We start from the raw sequence: 15,421 nt of genomic DNA, 5'->3' as shown, positions 1-15,421 counted from the left end.
AACCAGCTTCCCGGCGGTCCTAATCCTGTTTTTTCGCCTGTTTGGCAAGGGGGTGATGGTTTTGCACGAGGTTGTGCAGCCGTTCTTCCAGCACATGCGTATAGATTTGTGTCGTTGAAATGTCCGAATGTCCGAGCAGTTCCTGTACGGCGCGAAGGTCCGCGCCATTGGCGAGCAGGTGGCTGGCGAAGGCATGCCGCAGCACATGCGGCGAGATCATCGCGACCCTTATGCCGGCGCGGGCGGCAAGCGATTTCAGATCGCGCGCGAAGACCTGGCGCGGCAGGAAGCCCTGCTTGCCGGAAGACGGGAAGAGCCAGGGGCTTTCGCGGCCGCCCGCGTCCCCCTTCGCCGTCTCCTCGGCGAGCGCCTCGCCATAGGCCCGCATCGCCCGGATCGCGGCCTGCGAAAGCGGCACGAGCCGCTCCTTGTTGCCCTTGCCGCGGATGACCAGGAAGCGGCCGTTCTGGGCCAGCACGCTTGCCGGCAGCGAGACCAGTTCGCTGACACGCATGCCGGTGGCGTAGAGCAGCTCGATCAGCGCATGCATGCGCAACCGCGCAAGCCGGTCGGGCCCGCCTGCCGCGGCTTCCGTTTCGGCTTGCCCAATCAGCCGCGAGACGTCGTCGACGCTCAGCGTCTTCGGCAGGCTGCGCCCCTTCTTCGGGGCGTCGAGAATTCCGGTCGGATCGTCGCCGCGCATACCTTCGGCGTAGAGGAACTTGTAGAATTGCCGGAGCGCCGAGAGACGTCGTGCCTGCGACGAAGGCTTGAAGCCCTGGCCCGAGAGATGGGCGAGATAGGCGCGAAGATCGTCCGGTGTCGCCCCTGTCAGCCCGGTTCCGAGCGTGCGCAGATGCGAGGAGGCGTCCTCCAGGTCGCGCTCATAGGATTGCAGCGTGTTGACCGCGGCGCCGCGCTCGGCACTCATCATTTCCAGGAAGGCCTCGACATGGGCTGCGGAAAGATCGTTCATTGGGGCTTGTTCACCCGCTCGGACGGTATTTTCACGGTCACGTCCCGCTCCACCGGCTCGACGAAGGTGACGAGGGAGACCATCGTGCCGTAGACTATTCCGGCGATAACGGCGCAGAAGAACAGGAACCGGAACAGGGTCGGCATTTCAATCTCCTCTGCATGTGCCCTTCGATGAAGCGGACGCAAGGATACGCATGCAGGCGTTCAAACGGCCAGTGCGGTTCACGCGTTCGAAGGAACACGCGGCGCCATGGCGGGTGCCAGACCTATATGAACGCCGCTTCGGCCGAGTTCAAGAACCGTGAGCGGACGCGCGCGACGACTTGACGCTACACCCCGTTTTGTCGATACCGAAAGGGAATGGGGAATAAGAAGTCCAATGAACGACGTGATCGAACCGGTTTCCGCAACGCTTGCCGAGCGGGCGAAGCTTGTACTCGGTAAACGCAATCTCGTGTTCATCGGCCTGATGGGTGCCGGCAAGTCGGCAATCGGACGGTTGACCGCCCAGGCACTTGGCGTTCCCTTCGTCGATTCCGACCACGAGATCGAGCGCGTCTCGCGCATGACGATCAGCGATCTCTTCGCCCGCTACGGCGAGGAGGAGTTCCGCGCGCTGGAAACGCGGGTGTTGAAGCGCCTGCTGAGGAGTGGACCGCGCGTCGTTTCCACCGGCGGCGGCGCGTATATCAACGAGCGCTCACGCCGACAGATCAAGAAGGGCGGCCTGACGGTCTGGCTCAATGCCGAACTCGACGTGCTCTGGGAACGGGTCAATAAGCGCGATACCCGGCCGCTCCTAAAGACGGAAAATCCGAAGCAGACGCTCGAAAACCTGATGAACGCGCGCTACCCGATCTACGCCGAAGCCGATCTGACCGTGTTGTCGCGCGATGTGAAGAAAGAGACGATGGTGGAAGACGTTCTCGCTGCCGTCATCGAACACCAGGACAAGAAAAGTCATGAATAGCCATGCGATGCCCGCTGCCGAACGCCAGGTCCGCGTCGACCTCGGCGATCGTTCCTACGATATCCTGATCGGCCCCGGGCTGATTGCGGCCGCCGGCGAGCAGATCGCTGCCCGCCTCAAGGGGCGGAAGATGGCCGTCATCACCGACGAGAACGTCGCGCCTCGCTATCTCGAGCCGCTGATGGCGAGCTTGAAGGGGCGTGACATCGATGCGGTGTCGCTCGTGCTGCCCGCCGGCGAGAAGACCAAGAGTTTCGAGCACCTGATCCCGGTTTGCGAAACCGTGCTCGGCGCCCGGATCGAGCGCAACGATGCGGTGATCGCGCTCGGCGGCGGCGTCATCGGCGATCTCACCGGCTTTGCCGCCGGCATCGTGCGCCGCGGTTCGCGTTTCATCCAGATCCCGACTTCGCTCTTGGCACAGGTCGATTCCTCTGTCGGCGGCAAGACCGGCATCAATTCTCCGCACGGCAAGAACCTGATCGGTGTCTTCCATCAGCCGGACCTGGTGCTTGCCGATACGGACGTGCTCGACACGCTGAGCCCGCGCGAGTTCCGCGCCGGCTACGCCGAGGTCGCAAAGTATGGGCTGATCGACAAGCCGGACTTCTTCGCCTGGCTCGAAAAGAACTGGCAGGCGGTCTTTGCCGGCGGCGCGGCGCGCATCGAGGCGATCGCGGTGAGCTGCCAGGCCAAGGCCGATGTCGTCGCGGCGGACGAGCGCGAGAACGGCTTGCGCGCACTGCTCAATCTCGGCCACACCTTCGGCCACGCACTCGAGGCGGCGACCGAGTATGACAGCGCGCGGCTCGTGCACGGCGAAGGCGTTTCGATCGGCATGGTGCTGGCGCATCAGTTCTCGGCACGCATGAACCTTGCGAGCCCCGACGACGCGACGCGCGTGGAGGCACACCTGAAATCCGTGGGTCTGCCGACCCGCATGTCGGAAATCCCGGGTACGCTGCCGCCGGCCGAGCGGCTGATGGACGCGATCGCCCAGGACAAGAAGGTCAAGGGCGGCAAGCTCACCTTCATCCTGACGCGCGGCATCGGTCAATCCTTTGTCGCCGATGACGTTCCGGCATCGGAAGTCATGGGCTTCCTGAGGGAAAAACATCCGCAATGAGCGGCGAAGCCTTTATAGCTTTTCTGACGGAATACTGGCTGTCGATCCTCTCGGTCTTCTGCCTGCTCGTGCTCTCGGCGTTCTTCTCCGGCTCGGAGACAGCGCTGACGGCCGCCTCGCGCTCGCGCATGCATACGCTGGAGAACAATGGCGAAGAGCGGGCCGGCATCGTCAACCGGCTGATCGAACGGCGCGACAGGTTGATTGGCACGCTGCTGATCGGCAACAGTCTGGTCAACATTCTGGCTTCGTCGCTGACGACGAGCCTGCTGATCGGCCTTTTCGGCGATTCCGGCGTGGCGATCGCGACACTCGCCATGACCGTGCTGCTCGTCATCTTCGCGGAAGTGCTGCCGAAGAGCTGGGCGATCGCCTCTCCTGATCGCTTCGCGCTCGCGGTCGCGCCGCTCGTTCGTCCCTTCGTCGCGATCGTCGGGCCGGTCTCCAGCGTGGTCAACGGCATCGTCCGGCGCCTGCTCAACATCTTCGGCGTCAACCTCGCCGCCGACATGTCGATGCTCTCGGCGCATGAGGAGTTGCGGGGCGCGGTGGACTTGCTCCACCGCGAAGGCTCGGTGATCAAGGCGGACCGTGACCGGTTGGGTGGTGTGCTCGATCTCGGCGAACTCGAAATCTCCGACATCATGATCCACCGCACCAGCATGCGGGCGATCAACGCCGACGAGCCGCCGGAAGCCTGCGTCCGCGACATTCTCGAAAGCCCGTTCACGCGGCTGCCGCTCTGGCGCGGCTCGACCGACAACATCATCGGCGTCGTGCATTCCAAGGACCTGCTGCGGGCGCTCGCGGAGCCGAACGTCGAGCCGGAAAACCTCGATATCGTCAAGATCGCGCAGAAGCCCTGGTTCGTGCCCGACACGACCAACCTCAAGGACCAGCTCAACGCCTTTCTGCGCCGCAAGCTGCATCTTGCGATCGTCGTCGATGAGTATGGCCAGGTTCAGGGCCTGGTGACGCTGGAAGACATTCTGGAGGAGATTGTCGGCGACATTGCCGATGAGCACGACCTCGATATCCAGGGCGTTAGGCAGGAGGCGGATGGCTCGATCGTCGTCGACGGATCGGTGCCGATCCGCGATCTCAACCGCGCGCTCGACTGGTCATTGCCGGATGAGGAAGCGACGACGGTTGCCGGCCTGGTGATCCACGAGTCCAAGAGCATTCCGGAAGAGCGCCAGGCCTTCACCTTCCACGGCAAGCGCTTCATCGTGATGAAGCGCGTGAGGAACCGGATCACCAAGCTGCGCATCCGGCCGGCGGAAGACGGTGCCGCTCCGACGGTCTGAATGATACCCGATCGCTACCAGCGGGTCGTTTCGCCGGGTGCCGCCGGCTCGACCGCGAGGGCATGCAGGCCGGCATCGAGTTCCGGCTTCAGAAGGTCGTTGATCGCGCGGTGGCGGGCGACGCGGCTCATGCCGGTAAAGGCGCTCGAAACGATGCGCACCCGCAGGTGGGTTTCGCCGCCGCCATCGAAACCGGGCTGATGGCCGGCATGCATATGGCTCTCGTTGATGACCGCCAGTCTCTCGGGGTGGAAGGCCTCGATCAGCTTCTTTTCGATCGTGTCGGTGAGTGACATTCTTCCGTCCCATTTCCTTGATTGTTTGACGCCCCCTCGCGGGTCTGTCGAACCCGGCAGTCGCAGGCTTGGCGGCGCAAAATGCCCGCACAAAGCCAGCAACATTCTGCTTTGTCAATTCTTGTTGTGGCCCCGGCCAAACCCCATAATGAGCGCCATGAGACTCGATTCAAAATACTTCGATCGTATCCGCACCCGGCGCAAAGTCGAGCCGCGGGCGGAGCCTGCTGCGCCCGTCTGCCAGTGGGACGGCTGTGATCAGAAGGGCGTGCATCGGGCGCCCGTCGGCCGCAACGCCGAGGGGCAATACTTCATGTTCTGCTTCGAGCATGTGAAGGAGTACAACAAGGGGTACAATTACTTCTCCGGCCTGTCCGACAGCGAGGTTGCGCGCTACCAGAAGGAAGCGGTGACCGGTCACCGGCCGACCTGGACTGTCGGTGTCAATAAGAACGCCAGGAACGGTCCGACTCAATCGCAGACGCGATCCGGCACCGCGGGCGCCCAGGCGCGCATGCGCGATCCCTTCGGTTTCGTCAGCGAGGCGCGGGCGCGTTCCGGCCGCCCGGAGCCGCGCCAGCGCAAGTTGAAGACGCTCGAGGCGAAAGCCTTCGAAACGCTCGGTCTCGGTGCGTCGGCGACCGCTGCGGATATCAAGGCCGCCTACAAGGATCTCGTCAAAAAGCATCACCCTGATGCCAATGGCGGAGATAGGGGATCGGAAGAGCGTTTTCGCGCCGTTATTCAAGCCTACCAATTGTTAAAACAGGCTGGCTTCTGCTAACAACGCGGATTATTACAGAATTACTTTTGCAGGCGAATGCGCGGGTGCCGTCCGGTGGCCGCTCTGGAGACATGATGAGCAAGATTGACCTCGATATTTCCAACCTCCCCGACACGACGATCTCTGTCCGGGAGGTTTTCGGCATTGATACGGATTTGCGCGTTCCTGCCTATTCGAAGGGCGACGCTTATGTGCCGGACCTCGATCCGGACTACCTCTTCGACCGCGAAACGACGCTCGCCATTCTCGCAGGCTTCGCCCACAACCGACGCGTGATGGTGTCGGGCTATCACGGTACCGGCAAGTCCACCCATATCGAACAGGTCGCCGCCCGCCTCAACTGGCCGTGCGTGCGTGTCAACCTCGACAGCCATGTCAGCCGTATCGACCTCGTCGGCAAGGACGCGATCGTCGTCAAGGACGGTCTGCAGGTCACCGAGTTCAAGGACGGCATCCTGCCCTGGGCCTACCAGCACAATGTCGCGCTGGTCTTCGACGAATACGATGCCGGCCGCCCGGACGTGATGTTCGTCATCCAGCGCGTTCTGGAATCCTCCGGCCGCCTGACGCTGCTCGACCAGAGCCGCGTCATCCGCCCGCACCCGGCTTTCCGCCTGTTCGCGACCGCCAACACGGTCGGTCTCGGCGACACGACCGGCCTCTACCACGGCACGCAGCAGATCAACCAGGCGCAGATGGACCGCTGGTCGATCGTGACGACGCTGAACTATCTGCCGCATGACAAGGAAGTCGACATCGTCGCTGCCAAGGTCAAGGGCTTCACCGCCGACAAGGGCCGCGAAACCGTTTCCAAGATGGTCCGCGTTGCCGACCTCACGCGCGCTGCCTTCATCAATGGCGATCTTTCGACCGTCATGAGCCCGCGTACGGTCATTACCTGGGCCGAGAACGCCCATATCTTCGGCGATATCGCCTTTGCCTTCCGCGTAACCTTCCTCAACAAGTGCGACGAGTTGGAACGGGCGCTGGTCGCCGAGCACTATCAGCGCGCCTTCGGCATCGAGCTGAAGGAAAGCGCTGCCAACATCGTGCTCGAAGCCACTGCCTGATCCGTGGTCTGCCTTCTCCTCGGGGAGGGCGGACTGTGACGCTGTGGCAAACTCGATGATGCCCGACAGCGCCGCGCGTCTTGTCAGACGCGCAAAGATCGCGGTAGCAGTTTGAATTGCTGCATGTTTTGTCCTTTGATTGGCAACGATCAAAGGAACCATGCAGTAGCGGGGCATCATCGCCGCTGGCTGAAAGAGGAACTGTCGTGAGCTCGAACTCGAAGGCAAAGCCAACCACGCGCGAGAACGCTGCGGAACCGTTCAAGCGGGCGCTTTCCGGATGCATCCGATCGATCGCGGGCGATGCCGAGGTGGAAGTCGCCTTCGCCAACGAGCGGCCCGGCATGACCGGCGAGCGCATTCGCCTGCCGGAACTTTCCAAGCGCCCGACGCTTCAGGAGCTTTCCGTGACCCGCGGCCTCGGTGACAGCATGGCGCTGCGCAAGGCCTGTCACGATGCGCGCATCCACGCGACGATGTCGCCGCAGGGGGCGGATGCCCGCGCGATCTTCGACGCGGTGGAACAGGCTCGCGTCGAGGCTATCGGTGCGCTGCGCATGGCGGGTGTCGCCAAGAACCTGAACGTCATGCTCGAGGAGAAATACGCCAAGGCGAATTTCGCCACGATCGAGCGGCAGGCCGACGCGCCGCTCGGTGAAGCCGTGGCGCTGCTGGTGCGCGAAAAGCTGACCGGCGAGAAGCCGCCGGCATCCGCCGGAAAGGTGCTCGACCTCTGGCGGGAGTTCATCGAGGACAAGGCTGCCGGCGACATCAAGAACCTGTCGTCGACGATCAACGACCAGCAGGCCTTTGCCCGGGTCGTGCGCGATATGCTGACCTCGATGGAGGTCGCCGAAAAATATGGCGACGATGACATCGAGCCGGACGAGCAGGAGAGCGAGACCGACGAAGACCAGCCGCGCAGCCAGGAGCAGGACGAGAACGCCAGCGATGAGGAAGCCGGCGACGACGCTGCCCCCGCCGATGAAAACCAGGCTGCCGAAGAGCAGATGGAAGAAGGCGAGATGGACGGCGCGGAGATCTCCGACGACGATCTCCAGGACGAAGGCGACGAGGACAGCGAGACGCCGGGCGAGGTCAAGCGCCCGAACCAGCCCTTCGCCGACTTCAACGAAAAGGTCGATTACGCCGTCTTCACCCGCGAGTTCGATGAGACGATCGCTTCGGAAGAGCTGTGCGACGAGGCTGAGCTCGACCGGCTGCGCGCCTTCCTTGACAAGCAGCTCGCCCATCTCCAGGGCGCGGTCGGGCGCCTTGCCAACCGCCTGCAGCGCCGGTTGATGGCGCAGCAGAACCGTTCCTGGGAATTCGACCTCGAAGAGGGCTATCTCGACACGGCGCGGCTGCAGCGCATCATCATCGACCCGATGCAGCCGCTTTCCTTCAAGCGCGAGAAGGACACCAACTTCCGCGATACGGTGGTGACGCTGCTGATCGACAATTCCGGCTCGATGCGTGGCCGACCGATCACGGTTGCGGCCACCTGTGCCGACATCCTGGCGCGCACGCTGGAACGTTGCGGCGTCAAGGTCGAGATTCTCGGCTTTACCACCAAGGCGTGGAAGGGCGGACAGTCGCGCGAGAAGTGGCTGGCCGGAGGCAAGCCGCAATCGCCGGGCCGGCTGAACGACCTGCGCCACATCATCTACAAGTCCGCCGATGCGCCCTGGCGCCGCGCACGCCGCAACCTCGGCCTGATGATGCGCGAGGGCTTGCTCAAGGAAAACATCGACGGCGAGGCGCTGATGTGGGCGCATGAGCGGTTGATGGCGCGTCGCGAACAGCGCCGCATCCTGATGATGATCTCCGACGGCGCGCCGGTCGACGACTCGACCCTTTCAGTCAATCCCGGAAACTACCTCGAGCGGCACCTGCGCGCGGTGATCGAGCAGATCGAAACCCGCTCGCCGGTGGAACTGCTGGCGATCGGCATCGGTCACGACGTGACGCGCTACTATCGCCGCGCCGTGACGATCGTCGACGCCGACGAACTCGCCGGCGCCATGACCGAACAGCTGGCCGCACTCTTCGAGGACGAAAGCCAGCGCCGCGGCTCATCGCGCCATCGCCGCGCGGGATGATCCTATCGTTCGGAGGTGGCTTTGCCGCTTCCGAACGCCACTCGGCCGCAGCACGTAACGGCTCTCAGCCGAAGTCAATTTACGGACAAAGTTTTACGGTCTACCAAGCTGCTGTGATGATCTCAGTGCGCCGTGGCGGGCGTGCCTCGTGGTCGTGCTCCGTTTCATTCCCGATGCTTTCCCCTGAAGGTACTCTTCCCATGCGTGGCCGCGGACTTCTAGCCCTCCTGCTTCTGGCGTCGACCGGCTCGGCATGGGCCGCCTCGAACAGCGAAACTTTGCCGATCCGCAGCCGCCAGATCACGAGCTTTGCGGTTGGATCGAGCGACACCCGGTTCGGCGCTCTGGAGTTCGTCGGCGGGCTGGAAATGACATCGCCGAATTCCCTGTTCGGCGCCGTGTCGGCGATCCGTTTTCGACCGGATGGTACCTCGTTCGTCGCGATCATGGACACTGGCCATTGGCTAGAGGGCGCCGTGACCCGCGATGCGGACGGCCGGCTTTCCGGTCTCACGGATCTCATCGCCACGCCGATGGCCGACCGAAACGGTGACGTCGGCCTGGCGAAGTGGAAGGTGGATTCCGAAGGGTTGGTGCTCCGGTCGGGGCAGGTGGTCGTCAGCTACGAACAGGCGCATCGCATCGACATCTACCCGGACCCGGGTTTTGCGGCTTCGACGCCGATCGGCAGCCTGGCGGTGCCGTTCCCGATCAAGGAGCTGCGCAACAATGGCGGCATCGAGACCATCGCGATCGCGCCAAAGAACAGCCCGCTGGCCGGTGCGACGATCGCTGTTGCCGAGCGCAGCGTCGACAAGGCGGACAATCTGCTGGCGGGTATTCTCGACGGGCCAAAGCGTGGCGCCTTTAGCGTCGTGCGCAAGGATCCCTACGCTGTGACGGATGGGGCGTTCCTGCCGAACGGCGACCTGTTGCTCCTGGAGCGGCGCTTCTCTTTCGGTTCGGGTCTCGGAATGCAGATCCGGCGGATCGCCGGGGATACGATCAAGCCCGGCGCCGTGGTCGATGGCGAGGTCATCTTCGAAGCCGACATGCGCTACCAGATCGACAATATGGAAGGGCTCGACGTCGTCGCCCGACCGGACGGCGAAATCCGGGTGATCGTCGTTTCCGACGACAACCATTCGATCCTCGAGCGCAACCTGATGCTCGAGTTCCGCCTCACGTCGCCTCTGACGCAATAGAGCAATCCCAGGAAGAGTGCGGGGCGGTTTTCCGTCGGGCAATAGCTGGCCGCGGAAATGGAAAAGCCGCTGGCATCGGTGCATGCAACCGGCGTCAGCGGCTCGAGCCTTATTGTCGGATCGTGCCTAGATCATTTCACTGTTGAAATTACGCAATTCCGGAAGGAAAACCGTTTCACACTTTTTCTGGAATTGCTCTAGGCGGTGGCCTTTTCGGCCACCGGCATCGGCTTGATGACGCTCATCAGTGCGCCATAGGGCAGCAGCATGACGAGGCCGCAGAGGATCTTGACGCTCAGGTCGCCGATCGCCCAGGAGATCCAGCGCGGTGCCTCGGCCGCGAGCACCCCGAGCAGGGGCGCGGTTTCCAGCGCGAAGCTGTCGTTCGGGCCGAAGAACACGAAGAATGGCGCAAAGGCGAAGGAGAAGAACATGGCGGTGTCGAGCGCCGAGCCGATCAGCGAGCCGGCCAGCGGCGCATGCCACCAGCTCTGGCGGCGCAGGCGGTTGAACACCGAGATGTCGAGAAGCTGACCGAACAGGAAGGCGGAGCCCGAGGCAATCGCGATCCGCGGCGTGGCGGCGACGAAGGAGAGCAGGATGGCGACGATGAAGCCGGCGACCACCACGCGGCGCGCGAGGCGCGGCCCGAACTGCCGGTTTGTGAGGTCCGTCACCAGGAAAGCGAAGGGATAGCTGAAGGCGCCCCAGGTGAGGAGATCGCCGAGCTGCATGCCGGCAATCGAACCCGGCAGCGGAAACTGAACGAGGATATTCGAGGCGACGACCACGAGGGTCATCAGCGCGACATAGAGGAAGAACGTACGGTTGATCAGCATTTTTTTATCCTGGGAGATGCCACCAGCTAGAGGAGCGAAAGCCGGGCAAGATACCCGGCCGATGTGGCAAGCGATGCGCACGAGAAAAAGGCTTGCCGGATGAACCCGCAAGCCTTTTAAACGCGTGTCAAAGACAGTGCGCTGGCGCCGATCAGGCGGCTTCAGCAACCTTCTTGACGATCTGGCGACGCAGCAGGCGAGCACGCATGCTCAGCTCGTTCTCGTCCGACTTCAGCAGGAAGGCGTCGAGGCCGCCACGGTGTTCGACCGAGCGGAGAGCTGCAGCGGAAACGCGCAGGCGGTAGCGCTGGCCGAGAGCATCGGAAATCAGCGTGACGTTGCACAGGTTCGGCAGGAACCGGCGCTTGGTCTTGTTGTTGGCGTGGCTTACATTGTTGCCCGACTGGACGCCCTTGCCGGTCAATTCGCAACTACGGGACATGGTACACCTATTCTCTTTATCGCCGCCGGACAATGCGGTAGCGGGCCCAGAGCCCAGGCCGCGTTCCTAGGCCATTATTGGAAAGTCGCGGTTCTATAGTCAGAGACGGCCCGCCCGTCAAGCCAAACCTCTTGCATTCTCGGAAAACCCGCGGTTTTTCCCCGCCGCTCGTCGGATGTGAGGTCTGATCCGCATAGGAATAATGCCTTGCAGGACCCATTCCAAGCGGCTTTGCTATGCGCTACTTCTGGCATGCGGACGTGGGGCTACCGCGGGGCCGGCCCCACGACCGGCTGCAGCGGGCTGGGCGTAGAAAAGCCGTAAAGAGCCTGCATTTCAGGGTATTGCGGCGAAATTCAAGTGATGGATTTTTCAGGGCATGAAGTTGCGAAATGGCTTTCGCGTGGCGGCGCTACTGTCCGCGGTCTCGTTTTCCACAGCATCATCGGCCGCCGATGTCGAGCATCTGACGGATTACAGCATCTCGCTCGCCGGTTTGCCGGTTGCGCGCGCCTCCTTCCACACCGAACTTCAGAAGAATCGCTACACGATATCGGGAACGTTGAGGTCCGCGGGGCTGCTCGATATCCTCAGCCGGACGTCGGGCCAGACCCAGGTTTCGGGCGTTGTCGACAAGGATCACCTGCGGGCCTCGCAATATTCGATGTCCTATCGCAGCGGCTCGAAGGGCCGGGCGATCAGCGTCACCTATCGCAACGGCAATGTCGTGCATGCAAGCATGACGCCGAAGCGCACGCCCTTGCCGAAGAACTGGGTGCCCGTCACCTCGCGCGACATGCGCAACGTGCTCGATCCGCTTTCCGGTCTGATCATTCCCGCCGACGCGCGTGTCTGTCCGAACACGCTGCCGATCTTCGACGGCGAGTCGCGGCTCGACATCAAGCTTTCACCGAAGGGAACCAAGCCTTTCAAGACGAAGGGTTTTGAAGGCGAGGTGATCGTCTGCGGCATCCGCTTTGTGCCGAAGGCCGGCTACAAGAAGGGACGCGAGGATGTCGAGTATCTGCGTCGCCTGCAGACGATGGAGATCTGGTTCGCCAAGGCGCAAGCCGTAAACGTCTATGCTCCGGTCTATGTCCGAATCCCCACGAAGCTTGGGCCGGTCACGGTCTCGGCGACGCGATTTGGTGGTTGACGCGCGGTCGCGTGCAACTAAAAGGTTAAACACCACGAAACACCGTGATTTTATCGGCGCAGGTTTCCGTGAGAGAAGCCGCGCGAGGGGACGACTATGAAATTCAAGGCAACGCTGATCGGCTTTTCCGCCATTCTGATGTGGTCGCTGCTCGCGCTGTTCACGGCAGCATCCGGCAAGATGCCGCCGTTCCAGCTTTCTGCGATCTGCTTTCTGATCGGCAGTCTGCCCGGCCTGGTGGTGCTGGCGTTGAGGCCGGAGCGCATGGCGCTGCTCAAGCAGCCGGCCAAAGTCTGGATCACCGGCATTGCCGGCCTGTTCGGCTATCACTTTCTCTATTTCACGGCGCTTCGCAACGCGCCGGCGGTGGAGGCGGGGCTGATCGCCTATCTCTGGCCGCTGCTGATCGTCGTCGGCTCGGCCCTTTTGCCGGGGGAGCGTTTGCGCTGGTATCATCTCGCTGGCGCGCTCGCCGGTCTCGCGGGAACGATCCTGATCGTCGCGCGCAATGGTGTCGCCTTCGACGACGCCTATCTCATCGGCTACGGCGCCGCCTTTCTCTGCGCCTTTACCTGGTCGGGTTACTCCTTGATCACGCGTCGTTTCGAGGCGGTCTCGACCGACGTCGTCACCGGCTTTTGTCTTGCGACCTCCATCCTCTCCTTCGTCTGCCATCTGGCGCTTGAAACGACCGTCTGGCCGGCGACCACGTTCGAATGGTTGGCAGTCGCCGGTCTGGGGCTGCTGCCGGTCGGGGCGGCCTTCTACGCCTGGGACTTCGGTGTGAAGAACGGCAACATCCAGCTTCTCGGCGTTGCAAGTTATGCAGCGCCGGTACTTTCGACGCTGATCCTAATCCTGTTCGGCTTTGCCGAGCCGTCCTGGCGCATTGGGCTCGCCTGCCTGTTCGTGACCGGCGGCGCGGTGCTTGCGGCGAAGGATATGATCTTCCGCAAGCGTGCCATGTTGGCGCAGCCGGCGGAGTAATCGGGACCGTTATCGTTTGGGCGGCTGCCAATCGGGAGCCGCCATTTCGAAGGCGGCGAAATCAAATGCCGGCGCGACCGTGCAGCCCACCAGCGTCCAGTCACCCAGCGAAGCAGCGGATTGCCACCAATCGGCGGGGACCACGCCCTGCGGGCGCTCACCGTTCAGAATGTCGGACCCGAGCCGCAGCGTCTCGGCAGGCTTTCCGTCCTCGGCGATGCTCAGTTCGAGCGGCGCACCGAAGTGATAGTGCCAGATCTCGACGGCGTCGCGGACGCGATGCCAGTGCGAGCGTTCACCACGTTGCAGCAGATAATAGATCGCCGTCGAGTGACCGCGTGGGCCACCTGCGGCGTCGCGGAAGGTCTCGATGTACCAGCCGCCCTCCGGATGACGCACCAGACCGAGCGCCTCGATGATCTCCGTCGCCGATTGTGCCCCAGCCACTAGAAGTTATCCTTCCGCTTGCGGATTTCGGCGAAGACTGCGGCATCGCTGGCGTTCTGCATGCCGAGATGGGCGCGGATGGCGGGGTCAGCGGCGCGCAGGAACGGGTTCGTGCGTTTCTCAAGGCCAATCGTCGTCGGCGCCGTGAAGCCGCCATCACAGCGCGTTTCCTCGATCTCGGCCGCGCGCGCCTTGAGCTCGGAATTTGCTGGGTCGATCGTGACCGCGAAATGGGCATTGGAAAGCGTGTATTCGTGGCCGAAGTAAACCGTCGTGTCGTCGGGCAATGCGGCAAGCCGGCCGAGAGACTGCCACATGGTTTCCGGCGTTCCCTCGAAAAGGCGTCCGCAGCCGAGCGCAAACAGCGTGTCGGCGGCAAAGAGCAGTTTATCCTCGGTGAAATGGAAGCAGATATGACCGGCCGTGTGGCCGGGTGTCTCGATCACCTCGACGGAGCGGCCAGCAAAATCGAAATGCTCGCCATGGCGCACGGCCTTGTCGAGCCCCGGGATTTTCGTGGCTTCATTGAGCGGACCGATGATCGTGACGCCGAAGCGCTTCTTCAGCGCATCATTGGCCGCGACGTGGTCGCCATGGTGATGTGTCGTCAGGATATGCGTGAGCTTCCAGCCGCGCCGCTCCAGCGCATCCAGGATGGGCTGCTCTTCCGGCGCGTCGATCGAGGCGGTCATGCCGCTTTCGGGATCATGGACGAGCACACCGAAATTGTCGGTGCGGCAGAGGAAGAGGTCGAGTTCGAGCGCGGCCATGGCACGTCCTCCGGTCAGGAGAGAGGGAATGCTGCCGAATGTAGCGAGGCTTGCCTTGAAGTCTACCGCTTCGCAGCTAACATGTTGCGAATGCACACCGATATCGTCGACCTGCGCGAATTCTATCACTCCGAGCTCGGCCGGATGGCGGAGCAGTCCGTCACCATGGCGCTTTCGTCCGTCTGGGCGCGCCTGCCAGACGAGCGGCTGGTCGGCCTCGGCTATGCCGTTCCCTATCTCGAACGGTTCCGCAAGGATACCGAGCGCACCTTTGCCTTCATGCCGGCGGGGCAGGGGGCGGTGAACTGGCCGGTTGCCGAGCTCTCCTCGACGGCGCTGGTGTTCGATGAGGAATTGCCGCTGCCCGACGCCTCGATCGACCGCGTGCTGATGGTGCATTCGCTGGAATTTGCAGAGAGCCCGCGAGAGACGATGAAGGAGATCTGGCGGGTGCTGGCGCCCGGCGGTCGCCTGGTCATCGTCGTACCCAACCGGCGCGGCGTCTGGGCGCGCATGGAGCATACGCCTTTCGGCTCCGGCCGGCCCTATTCGCGCGGGCAGTTGACGGCGCTGCTGCGCGAGACCAACTTCACGCCCGGTGCCACGGCGGACGCGTTGTTCTTCCCGCCGTCGAAGCTCAGGGCGATCCTGCGGCTGCGCCGGGGTTTCGAGCGGCTCGGCCGCGCGCTCTGGCCGGTCTTCTCCGGCGTCATCGTCGTTGAGGCGCAGAAGCGGCTTTACCAGGGGTTACCGGTCGCCGCACGCGCATCGCGCCGGGTCTTCGTACCTGTCCTGGCGCCGCAGGGCGTACCGAGCACGCGCGAGCGGCCGCATCCCACCCGCTAACCTGCGCGGGAACCGCGGCGGACCCTCGACAAAAGGCGCTTGCGCCGCTAATGCCTTGACCTCTTTTCCTGCCTGCAGCGCCGGGCGCCTCCCAAG

General features: G+C 63.2%; 17 protein-coding genes. 10 read left to right on the top strand and 7 right to left on the bottom strand.

Features of this window, described 5'->3' with window-relative positions; genetic code table 11:
- Window positions 1-19 precede the first annotated feature (19 nt).
- The gene (xerD, locus tag ACQ5BM_RS32355) at window positions 20-976 is read right to left on the bottom strand and encodes a site-specific tyrosine recombinase XerD (protein ID WP_429820003.1); all 957 of its coding nucleotides are present in this window, start codon (window positions 974-976) and stop codon (window positions 20-22) included.
- The gene (locus tag ACQ5BM_RS32350; protein WP_173520524.1) at window positions 973-1,122 is read right to left on the bottom strand and encodes a hypothetical protein; all 150 of its coding nucleotides are present in this window, start codon (window positions 1,120-1,122) and stop codon (window positions 973-975) included. Before ACQ5BM_RS32350 ends, xerD begins: the two co-directional genes overlap by 4 nt.
- 235 nt (window positions 1,123-1,357) lie before the next feature.
- Between ACQ5BM_RS32350 and ACQ5BM_RS32345 the strand changes: the two genes are divergently transcribed.
- From ACQ5BM_RS32345 to ACQ5BM_RS32335, 3 genes are read left to right on the top strand one after another with little or no spacing between them, the layout of a single operon-like run.
- Entirely contained in the window at window positions 1,358-1,948 is a 591-nt protein-coding gene (locus ACQ5BM_RS32345) for a shikimate kinase (RefSeq protein WP_429820000.1), read from the top strand.
- On the top strand, window positions 1,941-3,074 hold the full coding sequence (gene aroB / locus ACQ5BM_RS32340) for a 3-dehydroquinate synthase (RefSeq protein WP_429819997.1): 1,134 nt from the start codon (window positions 1,941-1,943) through the stop codon (window positions 3,072-3,074). Before ACQ5BM_RS32345 ends, aroB begins: the two co-directional genes overlap by 8 nt.
- A complete protein-coding gene (locus tag ACQ5BM_RS32335) occupies window positions 3,071-4,381 on the top strand; it encodes an HlyC/CorC family transporter (protein WP_429819995.1) in 1,311 nt (436 codons plus the stop codon). The genes aroB and ACQ5BM_RS32335 overlap by 4 nt, the downstream gene beginning before the upstream one ends.
- Window positions 4,382-4,395: 14 nt before the next feature.
- Here the strand turns inward: ACQ5BM_RS32335 and ACQ5BM_RS32330 are convergent, their stop codons facing one another.
- A complete protein-coding gene (locus tag ACQ5BM_RS32330) occupies window positions 4,396-4,677 on the bottom strand; it encodes a BolA family protein (RefSeq protein ID WP_247960695.1) in 282 nt (93 codons plus the stop codon).
- Window positions 4,678-4,825: 148 nt separating this feature from the next.
- Here ACQ5BM_RS32330 and ACQ5BM_RS32325 point away from each other — a divergent pair, with 148 nt between their 5' ends.
- From ACQ5BM_RS32325 to ACQ5BM_RS32310, 4 genes are all read left to right on the top strand, one after another.
- Window positions 4,826-5,461 (top strand): J domain-containing protein, encoded by a 636-nt coding sequence (locus ACQ5BM_RS32325; RefSeq protein WP_429819993.1) that lies wholly within the window; start codon window positions 4,826-4,828, stop codon window positions 5,459-5,461.
- Window positions 5,462-5,535: 74 nt separating this feature from the next.
- Window positions 5,536-6,531, top strand: a complete 996-nt coding sequence (gene cobS, locus ACQ5BM_RS32320; protein ID WP_034806552.1) for a cobaltochelatase subunit CobS — start codon at window positions 5,536-5,538, stop codon at window positions 6,529-6,531.
- 185 nt (window positions 6,532-6,716) lie between these two features.
- Entirely contained in the window at window positions 6,717-8,633 is a 1,917-nt protein-coding gene (gene cobT / locus ACQ5BM_RS32315; protein ID WP_429820074.1) for a cobaltochelatase subunit CobT, read from the top strand.
- A 200-nt stretch (window positions 8,634-8,833) separates the two neighbouring features.
- Window positions 8,834-9,838 carry an esterase-like activity of phytase family protein gene (locus ACQ5BM_RS32310; protein ID WP_429819990.1) on the top strand — a complete coding sequence of 335 codons (1,005 nt, stop codon included), beginning with the start codon at window positions 8,834-8,836 and terminating at the stop codon, window positions 9,836-9,838.
- A 197-nt stretch (window positions 9,839-10,035) separates the two neighbouring features.
- Here ACQ5BM_RS32310 and ACQ5BM_RS32305 read toward each other — a convergent pair whose 3' ends face one another.
- Window positions 10,036-10,677 carry a queuosine precursor transporter gene (locus ACQ5BM_RS32305; protein WP_429819988.1) on the bottom strand — a complete coding sequence of 214 codons (642 nt, stop codon included), beginning with the start codon at window positions 10,675-10,677 and terminating at the stop codon, window positions 10,036-10,038.
- Window positions 10,678-10,828: 151 nt separating this feature from the next.
- Window positions 10,829-11,119: a 50S ribosomal protein L28 gene (gene rpmB / locus ACQ5BM_RS32300; protein ID WP_034806568.1), complete on the bottom strand. Its 291-nt coding sequence runs from the start codon at window positions 11,117-11,119 to the stop codon at window positions 10,829-10,831.
- A gap of 379 nt (window positions 11,120-11,498) precedes the next feature.
- Between rpmB and ACQ5BM_RS32295 the strand changes: the two genes are divergently transcribed.
- Together ACQ5BM_RS32295 and yddG are read left to right on the top strand one after the other, a co-directional pair.
- Window positions 11,499-12,275, top strand: coding sequence for a DUF3108 domain-containing protein (locus ACQ5BM_RS32295; RefSeq protein WP_429819985.1), 777 nt, complete (start codon window positions 11,499-11,501; stop codon window positions 12,273-12,275).
- Between the two features lie 96 nt (window positions 12,276-12,371).
- On the top strand, window positions 12,372-13,262 hold the full coding sequence (gene yddG / locus ACQ5BM_RS32290) for an aromatic amino acid exporter YddG (RefSeq protein WP_429819983.1): 891 nt from the start codon (window positions 12,372-12,374) through the stop codon (window positions 13,260-13,262).
- A 9-nt stretch (window positions 13,263-13,271) separates the two neighbouring features.
- On the opposite strand, the gene ACQ5BM_RS32285 is transcribed toward yddG, so the two are convergent.
- Both ACQ5BM_RS32285 and gloB read right to left on the bottom strand, forming a co-directional pair.
- The gene (locus ACQ5BM_RS32285; protein ID WP_429819981.1) at window positions 13,272-13,709 is read right to left on the bottom strand and encodes a cupin domain-containing protein; all 438 of its coding nucleotides are present in this window, start codon (window positions 13,707-13,709) and stop codon (window positions 13,272-13,274) included.
- Complete coding sequence (gene gloB, locus ACQ5BM_RS32280; protein ID WP_429819979.1) at window positions 13,709-14,479, bottom strand: hydroxyacylglutathione hydrolase; 771 nt, start codon at window positions 14,477-14,479, stop codon at window positions 13,709-13,711. Before gloB ends, ACQ5BM_RS32285 begins: the two co-directional genes overlap by 1 nt.
- 81 nt (window positions 14,480-14,560) lie before the next feature.
- Here gloB and ACQ5BM_RS32275 point away from each other — a divergent pair, with 81 nt between their 5' ends.
- The gene (locus ACQ5BM_RS32275; RefSeq protein ID WP_429819977.1) at window positions 14,561-15,325 is read left to right on the top strand and encodes a class I SAM-dependent methyltransferase; all 765 of its coding nucleotides are present in this window, start codon (window positions 14,561-14,563) and stop codon (window positions 15,323-15,325) included.
- Window positions 15,326-15,421: the final 96 nt, after the last annotated feature.

This window comes from Ensifer sp. B1-9 (genome assembly GCF_050474445.1).
Lineage (GTDB): Bacteria > Pseudomonadota > Alphaproteobacteria > Rhizobiales > Rhizobiaceae > Ensifer.
Note: the sequence above shows the minus strand (reverse complement) of the source record. Positions and strands in the feature narration are given on the sequence as shown.